The 16,266-nt window shown below is 69.3% G+C and carries 12 protein-coding genes; 9 read left to right on the top strand and 3 right to left on the bottom strand.

The annotated features are described in order from the left end of the window. Window positions 1–60 precede the first annotated feature (60 nt). Window positions 61–1,443 (top strand): class II 3-deoxy-7-phosphoheptulonate synthase, encoded by a 1,383-nt coding sequence (locus tag AC4D12_RS08465; protein WP_490949446.1) that lies wholly within the window; start codon window positions 61–63, stop codon window positions 1,441–1,443. Window positions 1,444–1,484: 41 nt separating this feature from the next. On the opposite strand, the gene AC4D12_RS08460 is transcribed toward AC4D12_RS08465, so the two are convergent. Both AC4D12_RS08460 and AC4D12_RS08455 read right to left on the bottom strand, forming a co-directional pair. Then, on the bottom strand, window positions 1,485–3,950 hold the full coding sequence (locus tag AC4D12_RS08460) for a Stk1 family PASTA domain-containing Ser/Thr kinase (protein WP_490949445.1): 2,466 nt from the start codon (window positions 3,948–3,950) through the stop codon (window positions 1,485–1,487). Between the two features lie 102 nt (window positions 3,951–4,052). Further along, a complete protein-coding gene (locus tag AC4D12_RS08455) occupies window positions 4,053–5,681 on the bottom strand; it encodes a LysM peptidoglycan-binding domain-containing protein (protein ID WP_490949444.1) in 1,629 nt (542 codons plus the stop codon). A gap of 439 nt (window positions 5,682–6,120) precedes the next feature. Between AC4D12_RS08455 and AC4D12_RS08450 the strand changes: the two genes are divergently transcribed. Next, window positions 6,121–6,474 (top strand): Rv2175c family DNA-binding protein, encoded by a 354-nt coding sequence (locus tag AC4D12_RS08450; protein WP_490949443.1) that lies wholly within the window; start codon window positions 6,121–6,123, stop codon window positions 6,472–6,474. Window positions 6,475–6,504: 30 nt separating this feature from the next. Here the strand turns inward: AC4D12_RS08450 and AC4D12_RS08445 are convergent, their stop codons facing one another. Then, complete coding sequence (locus tag AC4D12_RS08445) at window positions 6,505–7,632, bottom strand: polyprenyl synthetase family protein (protein ID WP_490949442.1); 1,128 nt, start codon at window positions 7,630–7,632, stop codon at window positions 6,505–6,507. Between the two features lie 203 nt (window positions 7,633–7,835). Between AC4D12_RS08445 and dinB the strand changes: the two genes are divergently transcribed. The 7 genes from dinB to AC4D12_RS08410 all read left to right on the top strand — a co-directional run bounded on the left by dinB (window position 7,836) and on the right by AC4D12_RS08410 (window position 16,260). After that, window positions 7,836–9,107 carry a DNA polymerase IV gene (gene dinB, locus AC4D12_RS08440; RefSeq protein WP_490949523.1) on the top strand — a complete coding sequence of 424 codons (1,272 nt, stop codon included), beginning with the start codon at window positions 7,836–7,838 and terminating at the stop codon, window positions 9,105–9,107. Window positions 9,108–9,459: 352 nt separating this feature from the next. Then, a complete protein-coding gene (locus tag AC4D12_RS08435; protein ID WP_490949441.1) occupies window positions 9,460–9,837 on the top strand; it encodes an SCO2097 family morphological protein in 378 nt (125 codons plus the stop codon). A gap of 420 nt (window positions 9,838–10,257) precedes the next feature. Continuing rightward, entirely contained in the window at window positions 10,258–10,689 is a 432-nt protein-coding gene (mraZ, locus tag AC4D12_RS08430) for a division/cell wall cluster transcriptional repressor MraZ (protein ID WP_490949440.1), read from the top strand. A 280-nt stretch (window positions 10,690–10,969) separates the two neighbouring features. Then, entirely contained in the window at window positions 10,970–11,971 is a 1,002-nt protein-coding gene (gene rsmH, locus AC4D12_RS08425; RefSeq protein WP_490949439.1) for a 16S rRNA (cytosine(1402)-N(4))-methyltransferase RsmH, read from the top strand. Next, complete coding sequence (gene ftsL / locus AC4D12_RS08420) at window positions 11,968–12,684, top strand: cell division protein FtsL (protein ID WP_490949438.1); 717 nt, start codon at window positions 11,968–11,970, stop codon at window positions 12,682–12,684. The genes rsmH and ftsL overlap by 4 nt, the downstream gene beginning before the upstream one ends. 90 nt (window positions 12,685–12,774) lie before the next feature. Then, window positions 12,775–14,580 (top strand): peptidoglycan D,D-transpeptidase FtsI family protein, encoded by a 1,806-nt coding sequence (locus AC4D12_RS08415; RefSeq protein ID WP_490949437.1) that lies wholly within the window; start codon window positions 12,775–12,777, stop codon window positions 14,578–14,580. Window positions 14,581–14,637: 57 nt separating this feature from the next. After that, on the top strand, window positions 14,638–16,260 hold the full coding sequence (locus tag AC4D12_RS08410) for a UDP-N-acetylmuramoyl-L-alanyl-D-glutamate--2,6-diaminopimelate ligase (RefSeq protein WP_490949522.1): 1,623 nt from the start codon (window positions 14,638–14,640) through the stop codon (window positions 16,258–16,260). Window positions 16,261–16,266: the final 6 nt, after the last annotated feature.

Below are 16,266 nucleotides of genomic sequence, written 5' to 3'. Positions count from 1 at the left end.
CCGTGACGGGCGGATGACGCCCGAATCGGGGAGCGGGCCGCGGCCCCGTAGAATCTGGCTGTGACTGATTCCCTCGCTCCCGCCCTCCCGCGCACCGCTGCACCCACCGCTTCCGTGACCGACGGCCTCGATGCCTGGCGTTCCATGGCCGCGGTGCAGCAGCCCTCGTGGCAGGACCCGAGCGTGTATGCGGCCTCCGTCAAGGAACTCTCCACACTGCCCCCGCTCGTCTTCGCCGGCGAGGTCGACGTCCTGCGCGAGCGCCTCGCGGCCGCGGCGCAGGGCAAGGCCTTCCTCCTCCAGGGCGGCGACTGCGCCGAGACGTTCGACGGCGCCACCGCGGACAAGATCAGCGCTCGCGTACGGACCATCCTGCAGATGGCCGTCGTCCTGACCTACGGCGCATCGCTCCCCGTCATCAAGATGGGGCGTATGGCCGGGCAGTTCGCGAAGCCGAGGTCCTCGAACGACGAGACACGCGACGGCGTGACGCTTCCCGCGTACCGCGGTGACATGGTCAACGGGTACGACTTCACGCCCGGGAGTCGTGGACACGATGCGTCCCGGATGGTGAAGGCTTACCACACGTCCGCATCGACCCTCAATCTGATCCGTGCGTTCACGCAGGGGGGCTTCGCCGATCTCCGGTTGGTGCACCACTGGAACAAGGGTTTCATGGCGAACCCCGCGCACTCCCGCTACGAGTCCCTGGCCAGGGAGATCGACCGCGCGGTTCGCTTCATGGACGCCTGCGGAACGGACTTCGAGGCGCTGAAGCGTGTCGAGTTCTTCGCCAGCCACGAGGCTCTGCTCCTCGACTACGAGCGCGCCCTCACCCGGATCGACTCGCGTACGTCCCTGCCGTACGACACCTCCGCGCACTTCCTGTGGATCGGCGAGCGCACCCGCGACATCGACGGAGCGCACGTCGACTTCCTCTCCCGCGTGCGGAACCCCATCGGCGTGAAGCTCGGCCCGACGACGTCGGGTGACGACGCGCTCGCTCTCATCGACAAGCTCGATCCGGAGCGCGAGCCGGGCCGCCTGACCTTCATCACGCGCATGGGCGCACAGAACATCCGTGAGCGTCTGCCCACGCTGGTGGAACGCGTCACCGCCTCCGGCGCGCAGGTCCTCTGGGTCACGGATCCGATGCACGGCAACACCGTGACGAGCCCGAACGGGTACAAGACCAGGAACTTCGACGACGTCATCGACGAGGTCCGCGGCTTCTTCGAGGTACACGACTCCCTCGGGACGTTCCCGGGCGGCCTCCACGTCGAGATGACGGGCGATGACGTCGCCGAGTGCCTCGGTGGGGCGGACCCGATCGACCAGGAGGCCTTCGTGGACCGGTACGAGTCCGTCTGCGACCCGCGCCTGAATCACATGCAGTCGCTCGAGATGGCCTTCCTGGTGGCCGGCGCCCTCTCCAAGGGGTGAGGCTCGGATCCGCGTGCAGTGGATCCGTCCCCGGATAGCGGTCAGGTGACGGTGATCCGGACGGTGGTTCCCTCGGGCTGGTCGCCGGTCCTGCTCTGGCCGGCGACCAGCCCGAGCACCGACCCGCCGAAGGTGTAGTCGATCTCCACGACGAAACCCGCGTCCTCCAGGGTGCTCACCGCCCGCTCCTCGGACAGCGAGAACACGTTCGGGACCTCCACGAGCCGGGGGCCCAGCGAGAGCGTGAGGGTCACGGGGGTCCCGCGGGCGACGTCGACACCCACCGGGGTCTGCGCGACCACCGCACCTTCCGGGACGGACCTGCTGAACTGCGGTGCGTCGCCCACCACGGCGTCGAGCCCGGCGGTCTCGAGCGCGGCGACCGCCTCGGCCTCGGGCCGACCGGTGACATCGGGCACGGCGACGGGTGCCGGTCCGCGTGACACCGCGAGATCCACGGGGGAGTCCCTCCGGAGCTCCGTGCCCGGAGGGGCGGACTGGCGCAGCACCTCTCCCGGGGGCACGGTCGCACTGAACTCCTCGGCGAGATCGCCGACGGCGAGTCCCGCGGCGCCGAGCTCCGAGGCGGCGCCCACCTGCGTCATCCCGACGAGGTCGGGCACCCCGAACAGTTCGGGACCCTTGGAGACGATGAGCTGGACGCGCTCGTACCGCCGGACATCCGAGAAGGCGGCGGGATCGGTGCCGATCACGAGTCCGGCGACGACGTCGTCGTGGAACACCTCCTGGGTGGAGAGGGAGGCCAACCCCTCTCCGTCGAGCGCTGCTCGCGCGTCCGCCAGGGAGGCGTTGGCGACGTCGGGCAGGGCGACCACTCCGGCCGGCCCTGCACCGAACAGCCACCCCAGCCCGGCGACGAGACCTGCCAGCACCACGAGGAGGACCACTACCACGCGGACGAGGCGTCGGGTGCCGCGCCCCTGGAGCGACTTCTGCGGCCGTTGGGCCTGCTTCGCCTGCTGGCGTCGGCTGAGGGGGCGGGGCGCGGGAGTATCCCGTCGGTCCTTTCGGTCGTCCGTCCGCTCGCCGTGCCGGTCAGTGCTCGGGAGCGCGGGCCCGGTGGATCCCCAGGGCGCCCCGGGTGCGGCTGATCGCTCCCGCATGCCGTCTGTATCGACCGACCGGCGCGGCGCGCCCTGATCGGCGGTCGGGGACGTCGTACCCAGTCGAACGGTCCCGTTCACGGCTGACGACGGCGGAGTCACCGGCATCGTCCCGAGGACGCGGGTAGCGGACTGATCACGGTCGACGACGCCCGTGTGATCGTCCTGGTCGTACTGGTCGGACCGACCACCGCGGTCGCCGCCTCCCAATCGTCCCGAGCGACCGAGGATCTCCGTCGCATCCGCTGACCGCGGCCGAACGGGCGCTGACGCACCGGTGCGCGACCAGGTGTCACCCGTGCCCAGGCCGACGCCGTCCGCGCCGTCGGACGGGAGGCGTGAGCTCCCGGTGCGCGCTCGACCGTCGTCCGCTCGTCGGTCGAGCCCTCGCAGCGCCTCGGTCGGTGCGCCGGCGGGCGCGCCGGCAATCGGCCCACCGAGGGGAAGGGGCGGCACGACGGCGGCGGTCAACTGGTCCTGGCCGGTCACCTCGTAGCGCGCGTCCGCGGCTGTGTAGTCGAGGTCGGCGTCGGGGAGCGTATCCCGGATGTGCTGCAGTTCGCCGAGTAGTGCCGTCCCGTCGACGGGGCGGTCCTCGGGATCCCGTGCGGTGCACCAGAGCACGAGTTCGTCGAGGTCCGTGGCGAGGCCCGGCAGGAGCACCGACGGCGCGGGTACCTCGGACTGTGCGTGCTGCAGGGCCACCTGCACGGGCATGTCGCCCGTGAACGGCTGACGCCCGGTCAGGAGCTCGTAGAGCATGATGCCGGTCGAGTAGATGTCGCTCTGCGCCTCGGCGGGCTGACCCAGCACGAGCTCGGGGGAGAGGTAGGCGACGGTACCGACGAGGGTCGCGGTGCCCGTGGCCGCGGAGACCGCGCGCGCGAGGCCGAAGTCGGCGATCTTGACCTGCCCGGTCGCGGACAGCAGGACGTTCTCCGGTTTGACGTCGCGGTGGATGAGCCCGGCCTCGTGCGCTGCGGCGAGACCCTTCACGACGTCGTCGAGGTATCGCAGGGCGTCCCGTGGTGTGAGCCGACCCTGGTCGCGCAGGACGTCCCGGAGGGTCCTGCCCTGCACGAACTCCATGACGAGGTAGGCGACTGTCTGCCCGTCGACGTCGTCCACGCCCTGGTCGAGCACACCGACCACGTTGGGGTGCGAGAGCCGCGCAGCGGATTTCGCCTCCTGCTCGAAGCGGTCCACGAAACCGGGTTCCTCGGCGAGGTGCGGGTAGAGGACCTTGAGGGCGACGCGGCGGTCGAGCCTGCGATCCGTGGCGAGGTAGACCGTCGACATCCCGCCACGCGCCAGCCGCGAGTGGACGGTATACCGGCCGTCCACGACCACTCCCTCGAGGGGGTCCCTGCGTTGCTGGTGCACCTTCCGATAGTAGACGGCGGCATGAGGAGGGGGCAGGACCACCACGCGTCCTGCCCCCTTCCTAACCGGCGTCGAGCTGATCGACGCCGGTCCGCACCCCTCCTAGCGGAAGTTCCCCTGGTGCGCCTTGATGGCCGCGACGTACTGCTTGGTGTCCTCGAACATGCCCCGCGACTGGACCGAGTACGCGCCCTGGTAGTAGGAGGCGATCGCGATGTCGAGTGACGGGCTGGTGCGGACGAGCGAGCGGATGATGGCGACGCCGGCGGTGGCGTTGTCGTAGGGGTCCAGCAGGTTCAGCTTGCGGCCCACGAGATCGCCGGCCCACTGCCCCGAGGACGGGATCACCTGCATGGTGCCGATGGCGTTCGCGGGGGAGACGGCGCGCTGGTTGAAGCCGGACTCCTGGTACGCGAAGGCGAGCGCGAGGCTGGGATCGACGCCCATCGAGCGCGCCGTGTCCGCGACGATCTGCTTCATCTCGGCCTGCGACGGCGCCGGCAGGGAGTTGAGGAGGGCCTTGTTCGCGTTGGCGTCCGCGACGACCTTGTCCGGGTAGGTGTAGCCGAGGAAATTCGACGGCACGAGGTTCCCCGGCGCCGGTGCAGGCGCGGTCGGCGTGCTGCCACCCTGGTTCCCACCGGGGAGGGTGAGCTTCTGTCCGGGGAAGATGACCGTCGTCATGGACATCTTGTTCGCGGCCAGCAGGTCGGGGAGGCCGACCTTGTTGCGGGCGGCTATCGCGCCGAGGGTGTCGCCCGGCTTGACCGTGTAGGAGCCGGCAGCCGGTGCAGGTGCCGGTGCCTGTGCAGGCGGGAGCGCCTCCGGAGGCGTGCCCTGGGTGGTCACGGACCCCGCGAGTTTGAGGGTCTGTCCGGGGTAGATGATCGAGGTCATCGACAGGGTGTTGGCCGACAGCAGGCTCTGCAGGCTCACGCCGCTGCGCGATGCGATCGCGCCGAGGGTGTCGCCCGGCTTCACGGTGTACGTACCCGAGGGAGCGGGAGCGGGAGCAGGAGCGGGAGCAGGCTTACCGGGGGTCGGGGCCGGTGCGGGTGCGGTGCCACCGACGGTGAGCTTCTGGCCGGGGTAAATGATCGAGGTCATCGAGAGGTTGTTGCCGGTCAGCAGGCTCTGCAGGCTCACACCGGCGCGGGCGGCGATCGCCCCGAGGGTGTCGCCGGGCTTCACCACGTAGGTGCTGCCCGACGCCGGAGGTGCTGCAGCCGGACCCGGTGCCGCTGCAGGCTTCTCCGCGGGTGCGGCACCCTCTGTCAGCCTGACCTTCTGGCCCGGGTAGATGACGGTTCGTGCATCCATGCGGTTCAGCGTCAGGACGGCGTTGGTGGTGAGGCCGTGGCGCTGCGCGATGGCGGTGATCGTGTCCCCGGGCTTGACCGTGTACTCGGCGGGCACGGCTTTGGCGGGCACGGCTTTGGCGGGCACGGCGACGCGCTGCACGGGGACCAGTCCGGCCACGAGGGCCGCGGGGACGGTGGCACGCGCGGGAGCGAGCAAGGCCGTCCCGACCGTCGCGCCGCCGACCTGCCGGGCCGCGGACACGGACTGCGACGCGGGGGCCGCCGCGGCGGGGTTCGCCAGAGCGACGGAGGACAGGATCACCGCCGGAAGGGCGGCCGTGGTCACGGCGACGTTCAGGCGTCGCGAGCCGTCGGTCCCGGATCTCCTGCGGGAGCCGTTCAGCGGTGCGTCTGATCGCTGGGCAGTCATGTTTCGTTCCTCGTCTGTTGGCGGCCTGAGTCCGCGCGGACGCACGGACCCGAGCCTTCCGATGGTGAGACCGGACGCGGGTACGTGCTGAGATGATGTGTCACGTGATGTTGGTGTTACTTGTGTGACTCCTGTGAACTTACACGATGCGATCACTAACACAAGAGGCTGTAAATACAGGAGATGCTCAAGATCGGCGTGTCGCAACCTGCGCGCCAGCGTGTCGTCCCGGAGATTCCCGAGTGCGGGCATAGGGGGCCGGGTCGAGGCCAGGAGCTCCAGGCGGAAGCGCCGTCGTCCTTCGGCATTCAGCCGGTGCCCGCGCCCGTCCGACACCCCACCACGCGGTGACGACGGCGAAGATGGCGAGGACAGCCGGTGCGCCGTCCGCGTGCCGTCCTAGGTGGAGTTGGTTCCTGGGGCGTGGCACCCTTGATCCGTGACCGAACTCGAAGAACTCGTCCCTGCCTGGCTCAATCTCCCCGATGTGGCCCAGACCCTGGGTCTCCCCATCACGCGCGTGCATTCCCTCATCAGTGAGCGCGCCCTCGTCAGCGTCCGCGTGGGCGAGCGGAAGATCAGGAGCGTTCCCGCCGACTTCCTCGTGGACGGTGCGGTGCTCGACAGCCTGAAGGGCACGGTGGTGGTGCTCGCGGATTCCGGCTTCGGCGACGAGGACATCATCCGCTGGCTCTACACCGAGGACGAGTCCCTCCCGGGCCGACCCGTGGACGCCCTGCGCGAGGGACGGAAGACCGAGATCCGACGTCGCGCCCAGGCAGCCGCCTGGTAGGACGCCGACGGCGCCGCGACGTTTGTGCTGTCAGGCGGAACGCGTGACAGCAGCCTCCGCCAGGAGGCCCAGTGCTTGCCGGGGGAGCGCGCTGATCGCCAGCTCGTCGAGAGCACGGAAAGCCTCGGTCGACCTGTCCAGGATCAGGCGTTCGGTCTCGGCGAGCGCGCCGGTGTCCTGGATCATGCTGCGGAGTTCCGCCACGGCGTCGTCGTCGAGCTCGGTGTCACCAAGCATCGTGTTGATGGTGCGGCGGGCGGACTCGTCAGCGGCTCCGAGAGCGCGGGCGATGAGGAAGGTGCGCTTGCCCTCCCGGAGGTCATCGCCGGCCGGCTTGCCCGTCACCTCGGGGTCCCCGAAGACGCCCAGCACGTCGTCCCGCAACTGGAAGGCCTCCCCGAGCGGGAGCGCGAAGGCGGAGTAGGCCGCAAGGAGCGTCGGGTCGGCCCCGGCGAGGGCGCCGCCGATCATCAGGGGGCGTTCCATCGAGTACTTCGCGGACTTGAACCGGAGGATGTTGAGGGCCCGCCTCTCCGCCTCCGCCGGCGTCTGGTCCGGCCCCACGGCCTCCTCGAGGAGATCCAGGTACTGCCCCGCCATGACTTCCGTCCGCATGCGGTTGAAGATGACGCGCGCGTTCTCGCCGGCGTCCGAGCACGCCGTGGTGAACAGCTCCTCACTGAACGCAAGGCACAGGTCGCCCGCCAGGATCGCTGCGGACACGCCGAAACGCTCGGCGTCGAGGTGCCACCCACCGGAGCGGTGCCGCGCGCTGAACTGGCGGTGCACGCTCGGCCGGCCGCGCCGGGTGTCGGAGCGATCGATGATGTCGTCGTGGATGAGCGCGGCGGCCTGGAAGAACTCGAGAGCGGTGCCGGCGATCACGGGTGCCGCGGCCGCGGGAGACCCCCCGGCCGCCCGCCATCCCCAGTAACACAGGAGGGCCCGCATCCTCTTGCCCCCGCCGGTGAGGGTCGCGATGCTCGAGATGAGCGGGAGGGACTCGTCCGAGATATCGGAGAGGACCGAGCGCTGTTCCGCGAGGAAATCCTCGATCGTCCCGGTGAGGCGGAGGCGGAAGCGTTCCTGCTCCGACGCGATGGTGTCGATGGTGTCGGAGTCGCCACCCTGTTCAGGGGCGGCGGGTGCGGACAGCATGGATCTCCCGGGCGGCTCGTCTGGTCGTGGAGTCCCCACTCTATCGGCCCGCGCGACGGCGCCTGCCTCGCGCGGGCCGAGGTGCTCCGCCCGCCCGGCAGCGCGTCCCGACTGTCGGTGCCGATGCGTACGCTTCTGGTGTGGCTGGACTTCAGGAGGCGAACGCGGCGGACCACGCCGAATGCCATATCCTCCACGTCGACATGGATGCGTTCTTCGTGTCCGTGGAACTGCTCGATCATCCGCACCTGAGAGGCAAGCCCGTGGTGGTCGGTTCGCCGTCCGGCCGATCTGTGGTCCTCTCCGCCTCCTACGAGGCCCGGCGCTACGGAGTGCGTTCGGCCATGCCGATGTCGATCGCCCGGCGACGGTGCCCCGACGCCGTCATCCTGCCGCCGCACCAACGCCGGTACTCCGAGGTGTCGAAGGACATCATGCGGATCTTCCGCTCGATCACCCCCGAGGTGGAGCCGCTCAGCGTCGACGAGGCGTTCCTCGATGTCGCTGGCTCCATGCGCCGCCTCGGCGCCCCGCGTGCCATCGGCGAGCAGATCCGCCGGGAGATCAGTTCGAGTCTCGGCATCACGGCGAGTGTGGGGGCCGCGAGCACCAAATTCGTGGCGAAGATCGCCTCGACCCGCGCCAAGCCCGACGGACTGCTCCTCATTCCGGGTGATCAGACCGTCGCGTTCCTGCACACCCTCCCGGTCTCCGCGCTCTGGGGGGTCGGGGCGAAGACCCAGGAGGTTCTCGCGCGCATCGGGATCAACACGGTCGAGGACGTCGCCCATACCCCTGTGTCGACCCTTCGGCGCCTCCTCGGCGCGTCCGGCGAGCACGTCCACCACCTGGCCTGGGGGCGGGACCCCCGGCGGGTGGTCGTCGCCCGCCCGGAGAAGAGCATCGGGGCCGAGGAGACGTTCTCGCACGACATCTCCGACTCCGACGTCCTCCGGCGTGAGTTGCTCAGGCTGGCCCACCGCACGGGAGCCCGGCTGCGCGCCTCGGGATACCGGGCCGGCGGAGTGGCGCTCAAGGTCCGCTACGCGGACTTCTCCACACTCACCCGGTCGAGGAAGCTCGACGAGCCCGTCGACAGCGCGCACGCGCTGTACCAGGCGGCGATCGGCCTTCTGTCCGTCCTGGGTGAACGGCCCATGGCCGTCCGGTTGATCGGTCTGCGCGCCGAATCCCTGGAGGTCGGGGGAGACGGGTCGACGCAGCTGACGATCGATCGCCGCGACGACAACTGGCGTGTCGCCGAGCGCGCGCTCGACGACGTCAACCGCAAGTTCGGCGACGCCGGCGTCAGACCTGCAGGGCTCCTCCCGACCCGTGGGCGGATGCCGACGGGGGAACGCGGAACGGAGGGGGCGACGACGACCGCAGGGCCTCGGGTTCCCGGTCCGGAGGAGCGCACGCAGCCGGAGTCACGGGAGCGGAGGCCACCGGCGTCGGGGGAGCGGCGCCGATGACCGGAACGACTCCGTGGAAGAGCTCGCTGGAGCACCGGCGGGCGCTCCACGAGGTTCCTCGGACGGCCCTCGTGGAGCGCGGCCGCGGCCCCGGGAGAGGACCGGCCCGCAGCGTTCGTCCACAACGGTCGCAGCGGTCTATCACCGGCCCGGCGGGCGCATCAACCCCCGCATTGTGACTTTGCACCCACCGCGTAGCAAACTAGTCTGGAATCAGGTAATCCACCTGCGGCCCAACGTATCCACCCCGTTCCTCAGACCCGGTCCAATGACCGCGATGTCGGGAACCCGGAGGGCATTCGGGGCGTTGGAGGATTGAAGGAACGTCGGCACCCATATCAAGGAGGCGGTCATGGCACTCTCGGAACACGAGCAGAGGCTGCTTGATCAGCTGGAACAGCAGTTGCACGCCGACGATCCCAAGTTCGCGCACTCCATGGCGTCCGACTCCCGGAAGTCGATGTCGACGCGGCGGCTCGTCATCGGAGCGCTCATCACGATCGCCGGGATCTTCGTCCTCCTCGCCGGCATCGTCTGGCAGGCCATCCTGATCGGGGTCCTCGGCTTCCTCATCATGGGCGGAGGAGTCTACTTCGCCACGACGAAGTCCAAGCAGGTCGAGGTCGATCAGCCGGTCGGCAAGCCCGCCAAGGCGCCCACCGGCGGGAAGAGCGGCTTCATGTCGAGCCTCGAGGACAAGTGGGACGAACGCAAGCGCGACCAGCCGTGACCTGAGTCCCGACCGAACGGGCCCGACGAGCGCGAACTCTGCCGCACGGCCCCGCCGGTCATGACACTCACTCTCCACCAGAAGAACCCGCCACGGCGGGTTCTTCTGCGTTAAGGCCTCGGCGCATCCCGTCCACCAGGGCTACGACCTCTCCCGGCCGCCGCGACGCATCGACCGCTCCGCACCTCGCAGCCCCTCTTCGCCTCGTCAAGGTGCGGGGTCCCTCCACTCCGCTCCACTTCCACGTACACGCCCGTCATGACGCGCCCTCGGGTGCGCGCGCGGCCAGTCGATGAGGGATTTATTCGCGCGTCCCGGGCGCTGCAACGTTGACGGTGGAGAGTTGTGGAGTAAAGTGGGGAATATAAGAGCAGGGCAGCACATTCGCTGGGCTTGATGGAATCGGACAGGCGGTCAGGGATGTTCCTCGGAACGCACACCCCCCGACTCGATGACAAAGGCAGGCTCATCCTTCCCGCGAAGTTCCGCGACGAACTGAGCGAAGGACTGGTCCTCACAAGGGGTCAGGAACGCTGTATCTACGTCTTCAGCACATCGGAATTCGAGCGGGTCCACGAGCAGATGCGCGCGGCGCCCATCTCGTCGCGTCAGGCGAGGGATTACAACCGCGTGTTCCTCTCGGGAGCGTCCGACGAGGTTCCCGACAAGCAGGGCCGGATCACCATCCCTCCGGCCCTGAGGACCTACGCCGGCCTCGACCGCGAACTGGCGGTGATCGGTGCGGGCAGCCGAGCGGAGATCTGGGCGATGGACGCCTGGGAGTCCTACCTCGCGGAGAAGGAGACGGCGTTCTCCGAAACGGATGAGGACGGGTTCCCCGGCTTCATCTGATCGACGAACAGCATGACGCAGGACCACAGAACGACAAGAACGAGCAGCACACAGCAGGACCAGCAGTACTCGGAACGCGAAGGCCACATCCCTTGGATGAGATCTCCAGCCGCCGGACGAGGATCACCACCTGGCTCCACTTCCCCGGGGCCAGGCGGAATCCCTCCGGCCGGATGGGGATCTGATCCAAGGGGGAGAGCCTCACCGTGAAAACGCCGAGATCGATGCACGATGGCGTATGACGGATTGACGAACCACAACTGCAGGATGGAGAAGACGCATGCGGGGTGACCGGCCGACGGGGGAGCGTCACATTCCCGTCCTCCGTGACCGCTGCATCTCCCTCCTCGCCCCGGCCGTCTCCGCTGCGCAGGGCTCTGGACGCCGGCCCGTCGTCGTCGACGCGACGCTCGGCATGGGTGGGCACTCGGAAGCGATGCTGGAACTCTTCCCCGACGTCCATCTCGTCGGCGTCGACCGCGACACCGAAGCCCTCGACCTCGCCGGTGAGCGGCTCGCCCGCTTCGCGGACCGCACCGATCTGGTCCACGCCGTGTACGACGAGCTCCCGGAGGTGTTGGCGGATCTTGGGGTGGACGTGGCCGACGGCATCCTCTTCGATCTCGGTGTCTCCTCCCTCCAGCTGGACGAGCGCGAGCGGGGCTTCGCGTACTCCTTCGACGCCCCGCTGGACATGAGGATGGACACCACCACCGGCGCGACGGCCGCCGACGTCGTGAACTCCTACACGGAGGCCGATCTGCTGCGCATCATCCGATCGTGGGGTGAGGAGAAGTTCGCCGGTCGGATCGCCTCGGCGATCGTCAGTGCGCGTGCAACGGCACCCTTCCACACCACGTCCCAGCTGGTCGACGTCATCCGCGGCGTGGTCCCGGCCTCGGCCGCACGCACCGGGGGGCATCCCGCCAAGCGGACCTTCCAGGCCCTACGCATCGAGGTCAACGAGGAACTCAGCGTGCTCGAGCGTGCCATCCCCGCCGCGCTCGACGCGATCGGGGTGGGAGGGCGCGTCGTCGCCATGTCCTACCACTCGCTCGAGGACCGCATCGTCAAGAGTGCCTTCGCCGCGGGCACCACCTCGGCTGCTCCGGTGGGTTTCCCCGTCGAGCTCGAACAGCACAAGGCCTACCTGCGGTCGCTCACCCGCGGCACGGAGACCCCCACCGCCGCCGAGATCGAAGAGAACCCCCGCGCTGCGTCTGCTCGGTTGCGAGCAGTTGAACGAATCACCGCACGACCCGTCGACAGGACCACCAGATGAGCCAGGCACTGACCGTTGCACCCCGCGGGACCCGCGCCCTCACCTCCGCGCCCGGACGGCCGACCGGCCGGCTCGCTCCGGGCCACCCGTCGTCGCCGAGGACGCGCACGCCGCTGTCGGTCGTCCCGGCCAGGCCCGCGCGTCGCCGCGTACCGTTCGCCGTGTTCAGCCTGCTCGTCCTCGCCGGAGCGCTCGCGGCCGTCCTCATGCTCAACATCTCGGTCTCCAGCACGCAGTACGACCTCGTGCAGCTGCGCAACCAGCAGGTGGCGCTGAGCCAGGAGAACGAGGCGTTGGTGCTCGAGATCGAAGGCAAGGAAGCGCCGCAGAACCTCGCGGCGGCCGCCACGAAACTCGACATGGTGTCCTCCCCGACGTTCGGGACCGTTGAGCTAGATTCGGGATCAGTGACGGGCGATCCCGAGCCCGCCACGAAGGGCCCGAAGCCGGAGGTTCTCATCGCTGCTCCCAACCTCGTGACCGATCAGGCCGCTCCCGTCGCCGCGCCCGCCGCGCCGACCGATACCGCGCCGACCGATACCGCGGAGGACGTGCAGGCCACCGACGCGTCGTCCTCGGAATCCTCCGCAGACGCCGCCACCACGGACGATGCGACGCAGGATGCGGCCGAGCCGGTGACCCAGGACCTCCCCGAGAGCTCCGCCGCGGGTACCATTCCGGGCCCCGTGCAGTCCTCGACCGGCGGTCAGTAGAGCGGCGGTCGATCGAGGGCGGTTCCACCCACCGCATCGTCGCAGTACCTGATCCACCCACCTGAACGACCTGAACGACAAGGATGACCTGTGACCCCTGCCCGCGCCGGAAGCGCCGACAGTCTCCGCCTGACTCTGGGGTCGGTACGACTTCGCGTGGGCCTCGCCTTCGTGCTCGTCCTGCTGCTCGTCCTCGGCGTCCGGCTCTTCCAGCTGCAGGCGCTGGACCTCGACGGCATGGCCCAGACGGGCCTGTCGAAGCGACTCACCATCACGAACGTGCAGCCCGTGAGGGGTTCGATCCTCGACGCCAACGGCAAGTACTTCGCCCGCAGTGTGGAGCGCTTCGACATCGTGGTGGACCAGGAGCTGAGCGCAGTGACCGAGTTCGACCGCACGGTCGACGACGAGAACGAGGAAACAGGCGTGCGGCGGGAGCGGGGCGTCACGATCGAGCAGGGCTTCGCGGAGCTCTCGGCGATCCTCGGGATCGACGCGGCGACCCTCGAGTCGGCCATCATGGGCGATGCGACGTTCAACTACGTCGCGAGGTCGGTGACACCGGAGGTGAAGAACCGGGTCATGGCCGTCGGCTTCCCGGGTGTCTACGCCGACCAGACCAGCGTCAGGACGTATCCCGCAGGGCCGGTAGCCGGTTCGGTGATCGGCTTCGTCTCGGACAACGGTGATCCCCAGGAGGGTCTCGAGTACTCCCTGAACGACGCCCTCGTGGGGACCGCCGGCAAGAGGACCTTCGAGATCGGCGGTGACGGCATCCGCATCCCGTACGCGACGAACGAGGACATCCCGGCCGCCGACGGCCAGGACGTGCGCCTCACCATCGATCAGGACCTCCAGTGGTTCGCCCAACAGACCATCGCCTCCCAGGTCAAGGACTACAACGCGGAGTGGGGCAACATCGTGGTGGTCGAGGCCAAGACCGGCGCAATCCGCGCGATGGCGGAGTCGACCACGCCGGACCCCAACGATCCGACGGCCACCCCCGCCGAGCAGCGTCGACCGAACTCCGTGAGCGCGGCGTTCGAGCCGGGCTCGACGACGAAGGTGATCACGCTCGCAGGCGCGCTGGAGCAAGGGGTCATCGAGCCCACCTCGCAGTTCACGCTCGAGAACCGTTACACCGTGGGCAACCAGACCTTCAAGGACGCATCCGAGCACGGGACCGAGAAGCGCACGGCCGCGGGCGTCCTCGCGAAGTCGATGAACACGGGGACGGTGCAGATCGGCGAGCAGCTCTCGAAGCAGGAGCGCTACGACTGGCTCAAGAAGTTCGGCATCGGTGAGCCTCTCGGTACGGGCCTCAACGAGGAGAACCAGGGGCTGCTTCCCGCACCCGACGAGTGGGACGACCGCCAGCAGTACACGGTGCTGTTCGGTCAGGGTCTCTCCCAGACGGCGATGCACACCGCGATGGTGTACCAGACCATCGCGAACGACGGCGTGAGGCTGCAACCGCGCCTCATCGACGCCTACATCGACCCCGACGGGACCGAGCACGTGGTACCGCAGGCCGAGGGTACGAGGGTCGTCTCCGAAGGCACCGCCGCAGAGATGCGGAAGATGCTCGAGACCGTGACCGAGGAGGGTTCGGGGAAGTCCGGGGAGCTCGAGCAGTACCGGGTGGGGTCCAAGACGGGTACCGCCGAAGCGCCGAGCGCCTCGGGCGGGTACGACGGCTACACTCTCTCCTACGCCGGGATCGCGCCCATCGAGGACCCCGAGTACGTCGTCGTCATCACGCTCCAGCGGCCGCAGGGCGACCTGTACTACCTCATCCCCGGCGAGTCGTTCCAGAAGGTCATGAAGCAGGTCCTCAACTCGAACAACGTCCCGGCCTCGACGACGAAGCCGGACATCTACCCGGTCGAATTCTGACCCGGAGGCCGTAACACCGTGACATCCACCACCGGTCGGGGCAGCACAGCTTCCCTGATGCGACCCCGTGTGCCGCATGCGGCCGACCTCTCCTCTGCTCTCGCCCGCGTCGTTGCAGATCTCGGCGCTCAGCGCGGTCCTCGCGACGACCTCGACGCCCCCGGCGGACAGGTGCTCCCGACGGTCACCGGCATCACGCTCGACTCCCGAGCGGTGCTACCCGGCGACGTCTACGCGGCACTGCCCGGGGCGACCCGCCACGGTGCGGACTTCGCGGCACAGGCGGTCGACGCCGGCGCGGTCGCGGTGCTGACGGACGCCGACGGTGCGCTGCTTCTGGAGGCTCACGCATCCGTCGGCCCGGGCGTCCCCGTCGTCGTGGTCCCCGATCCGCGCCGTGTGCTCGGGCCGCTCGCGCGGGAGATCTTCGGGAGCGCCTCCGGAGCGGCGCCCACCCTCTTCGGAGTCACGGGCACGAACGGGAAGACCACCACGACCTACTTCCTGACGGCACTGCTCGAGGCCCTCGGTTCCTCGACGGGTCTCATCGGGACGATCGAGATCCGCGCGGGGGAGGAAGCCATTCCCAGCCTTCTCACCACCCCGGAATCGCCTCAGGTGCACTCGCTGCTCGCGCTCATGGGTGAGCGGGAACTGGGCGCGGCCGCGATGGAGGTCTCCTCCCATGCTCTCGAGTTCGGCCGCGTGGACGGCGTCCGGTTCGACGTCGCCGGGTTCACGAACCTGACGCAGGACCACCTCGACCTGCACGGTTCCATGGAGGAGTACTTCGCGGTCAAGGCGTCGCTCTTCACGCCCGAGCGATGCCGCTCCGCCGTCGTGCTCGTCGACGACCCGTGGGGCCGCCGGCTCGCGGCCGAGGCGGGCGTACCGGTCGTCACCGTCCGGAGCGAACCGGGATCCGCCGCGGAGGGGGACAGCGCGCCCGCATGGCAGGTGACCGACGTCGAACCGAGCGGCCTGGGGCACTCCTTCACCCTCATCGCGCGCACGGGGGAGCGGTTGCGGGTACGTACCGGGCTGCCGGGTTCGTTCAACATCTCCAATGCGGCCCTCGCCGCCGTGATGGTCCTCACCTCCGGCGTGACGGTCGACCGGTTGCAGAGCGCGCTGGACGAGCACGACCCGTTCACCACCGAGGTCCCGGGGCGCATGCAGCTGATCGGTGAGGCACCCGCCGCGATCGTCGACTTCGCGCACAACCCCGACGCCCTCGAGCGCACGCTCTCCTCCGTCCGGCGCCCCGACGGTCGGGTCATCGCCGTCTTCGGCGCAACAGGGCAGCGTGATGCGTCCAAGCGGCCCGTCATGGGTGCCGTGGGCGCCCGGCTGTCCGACATCCTGATCGTCACCGATGACGACCCGCACGACGAGGACGACGCCGTGATCCGCGCCGCGGTCCGCGCGGGGGCGGATGCAGCGGTCCGCGACGAACACCTCCGGTGCCAGGTCATCGAGGTCCACCCGCGTGCGGCGGCGATCGACCACGCCGTAGCCCTCGCGCACCCGTCCGACACCATCGTGATCGCAGGCCGCGGACACGAGGTCTGGCAGGAGGTGAAGGGCGTGAACCTCGCCCTGGACGACCGCGAGGAGTTGCGCACCGCGTTGACAAGGCACGGATTCTCTGGGCTTTCAGCGGCCGGGATAGAGTCCTGAACCGTC

Source organism: Arthrobacter sp. TJ-266 (assembly GCF_058269115.1).
The sequence above is the reverse complement of the archived record's forward strand: the minus strand, read 5'-3'. Positions and strand labels throughout refer to the sequence as shown.

Excerpts from the sequence above, each read along its gene's own strand:
- AC4D12_RS08455 (WP_490949444.1), bottom strand. The coding sequence starts at position 5,681 with ATGACTGCCCAGCGATCAGACGCACCGCTGAACGGCTCCCGCAGGAGA.
- AC4D12_RS08445 (WP_490949442.1), bottom strand. The coding sequence starts at position 7,632 with ATGCTGTCCGCACCCGCCGCCCCTGAACAGGGTGGCGACTCCGACACC.
- dinB (WP_490949523.1), top strand. The coding sequence starts at position 7,836 with ATGGATGCGTTCTTCGTGTCCGTGGAACTGCTCGATCATCCGCACCTG.
- AC4D12_RS08435 (WP_490949441.1), top strand. The coding sequence starts at position 9,460 with ATGGCACTCTCGGAACACGAGCAGAGGCTGCTTGATCAGCTGGAACAG.
- mraZ (WP_490949440.1), top strand. The coding sequence starts at position 10,258 with ATGTTCCTCGGAACGCACACCCCCCGACTCGATGACAAAGGCAGGCTC.
- rsmH (WP_490949439.1), top strand. The coding sequence starts at position 10,970 with ATGCGGGGTGACCGGCCGACGGGGGAGCGTCACATTCCCGTCCTCCGT.
- ftsL (WP_490949438.1), top strand. The coding sequence starts at position 11,968 with ATGAGCCAGGCACTGACCGTTGCACCCCGCGGGACCCGCGCCCTCACC.
- AC4D12_RS08410 (WP_490949522.1), top strand. The coding sequence starts at position 14,638 with ATGCGACCCCGTGTGCCGCATGCGGCCGACCTCTCCTCTGCTCTCGCC.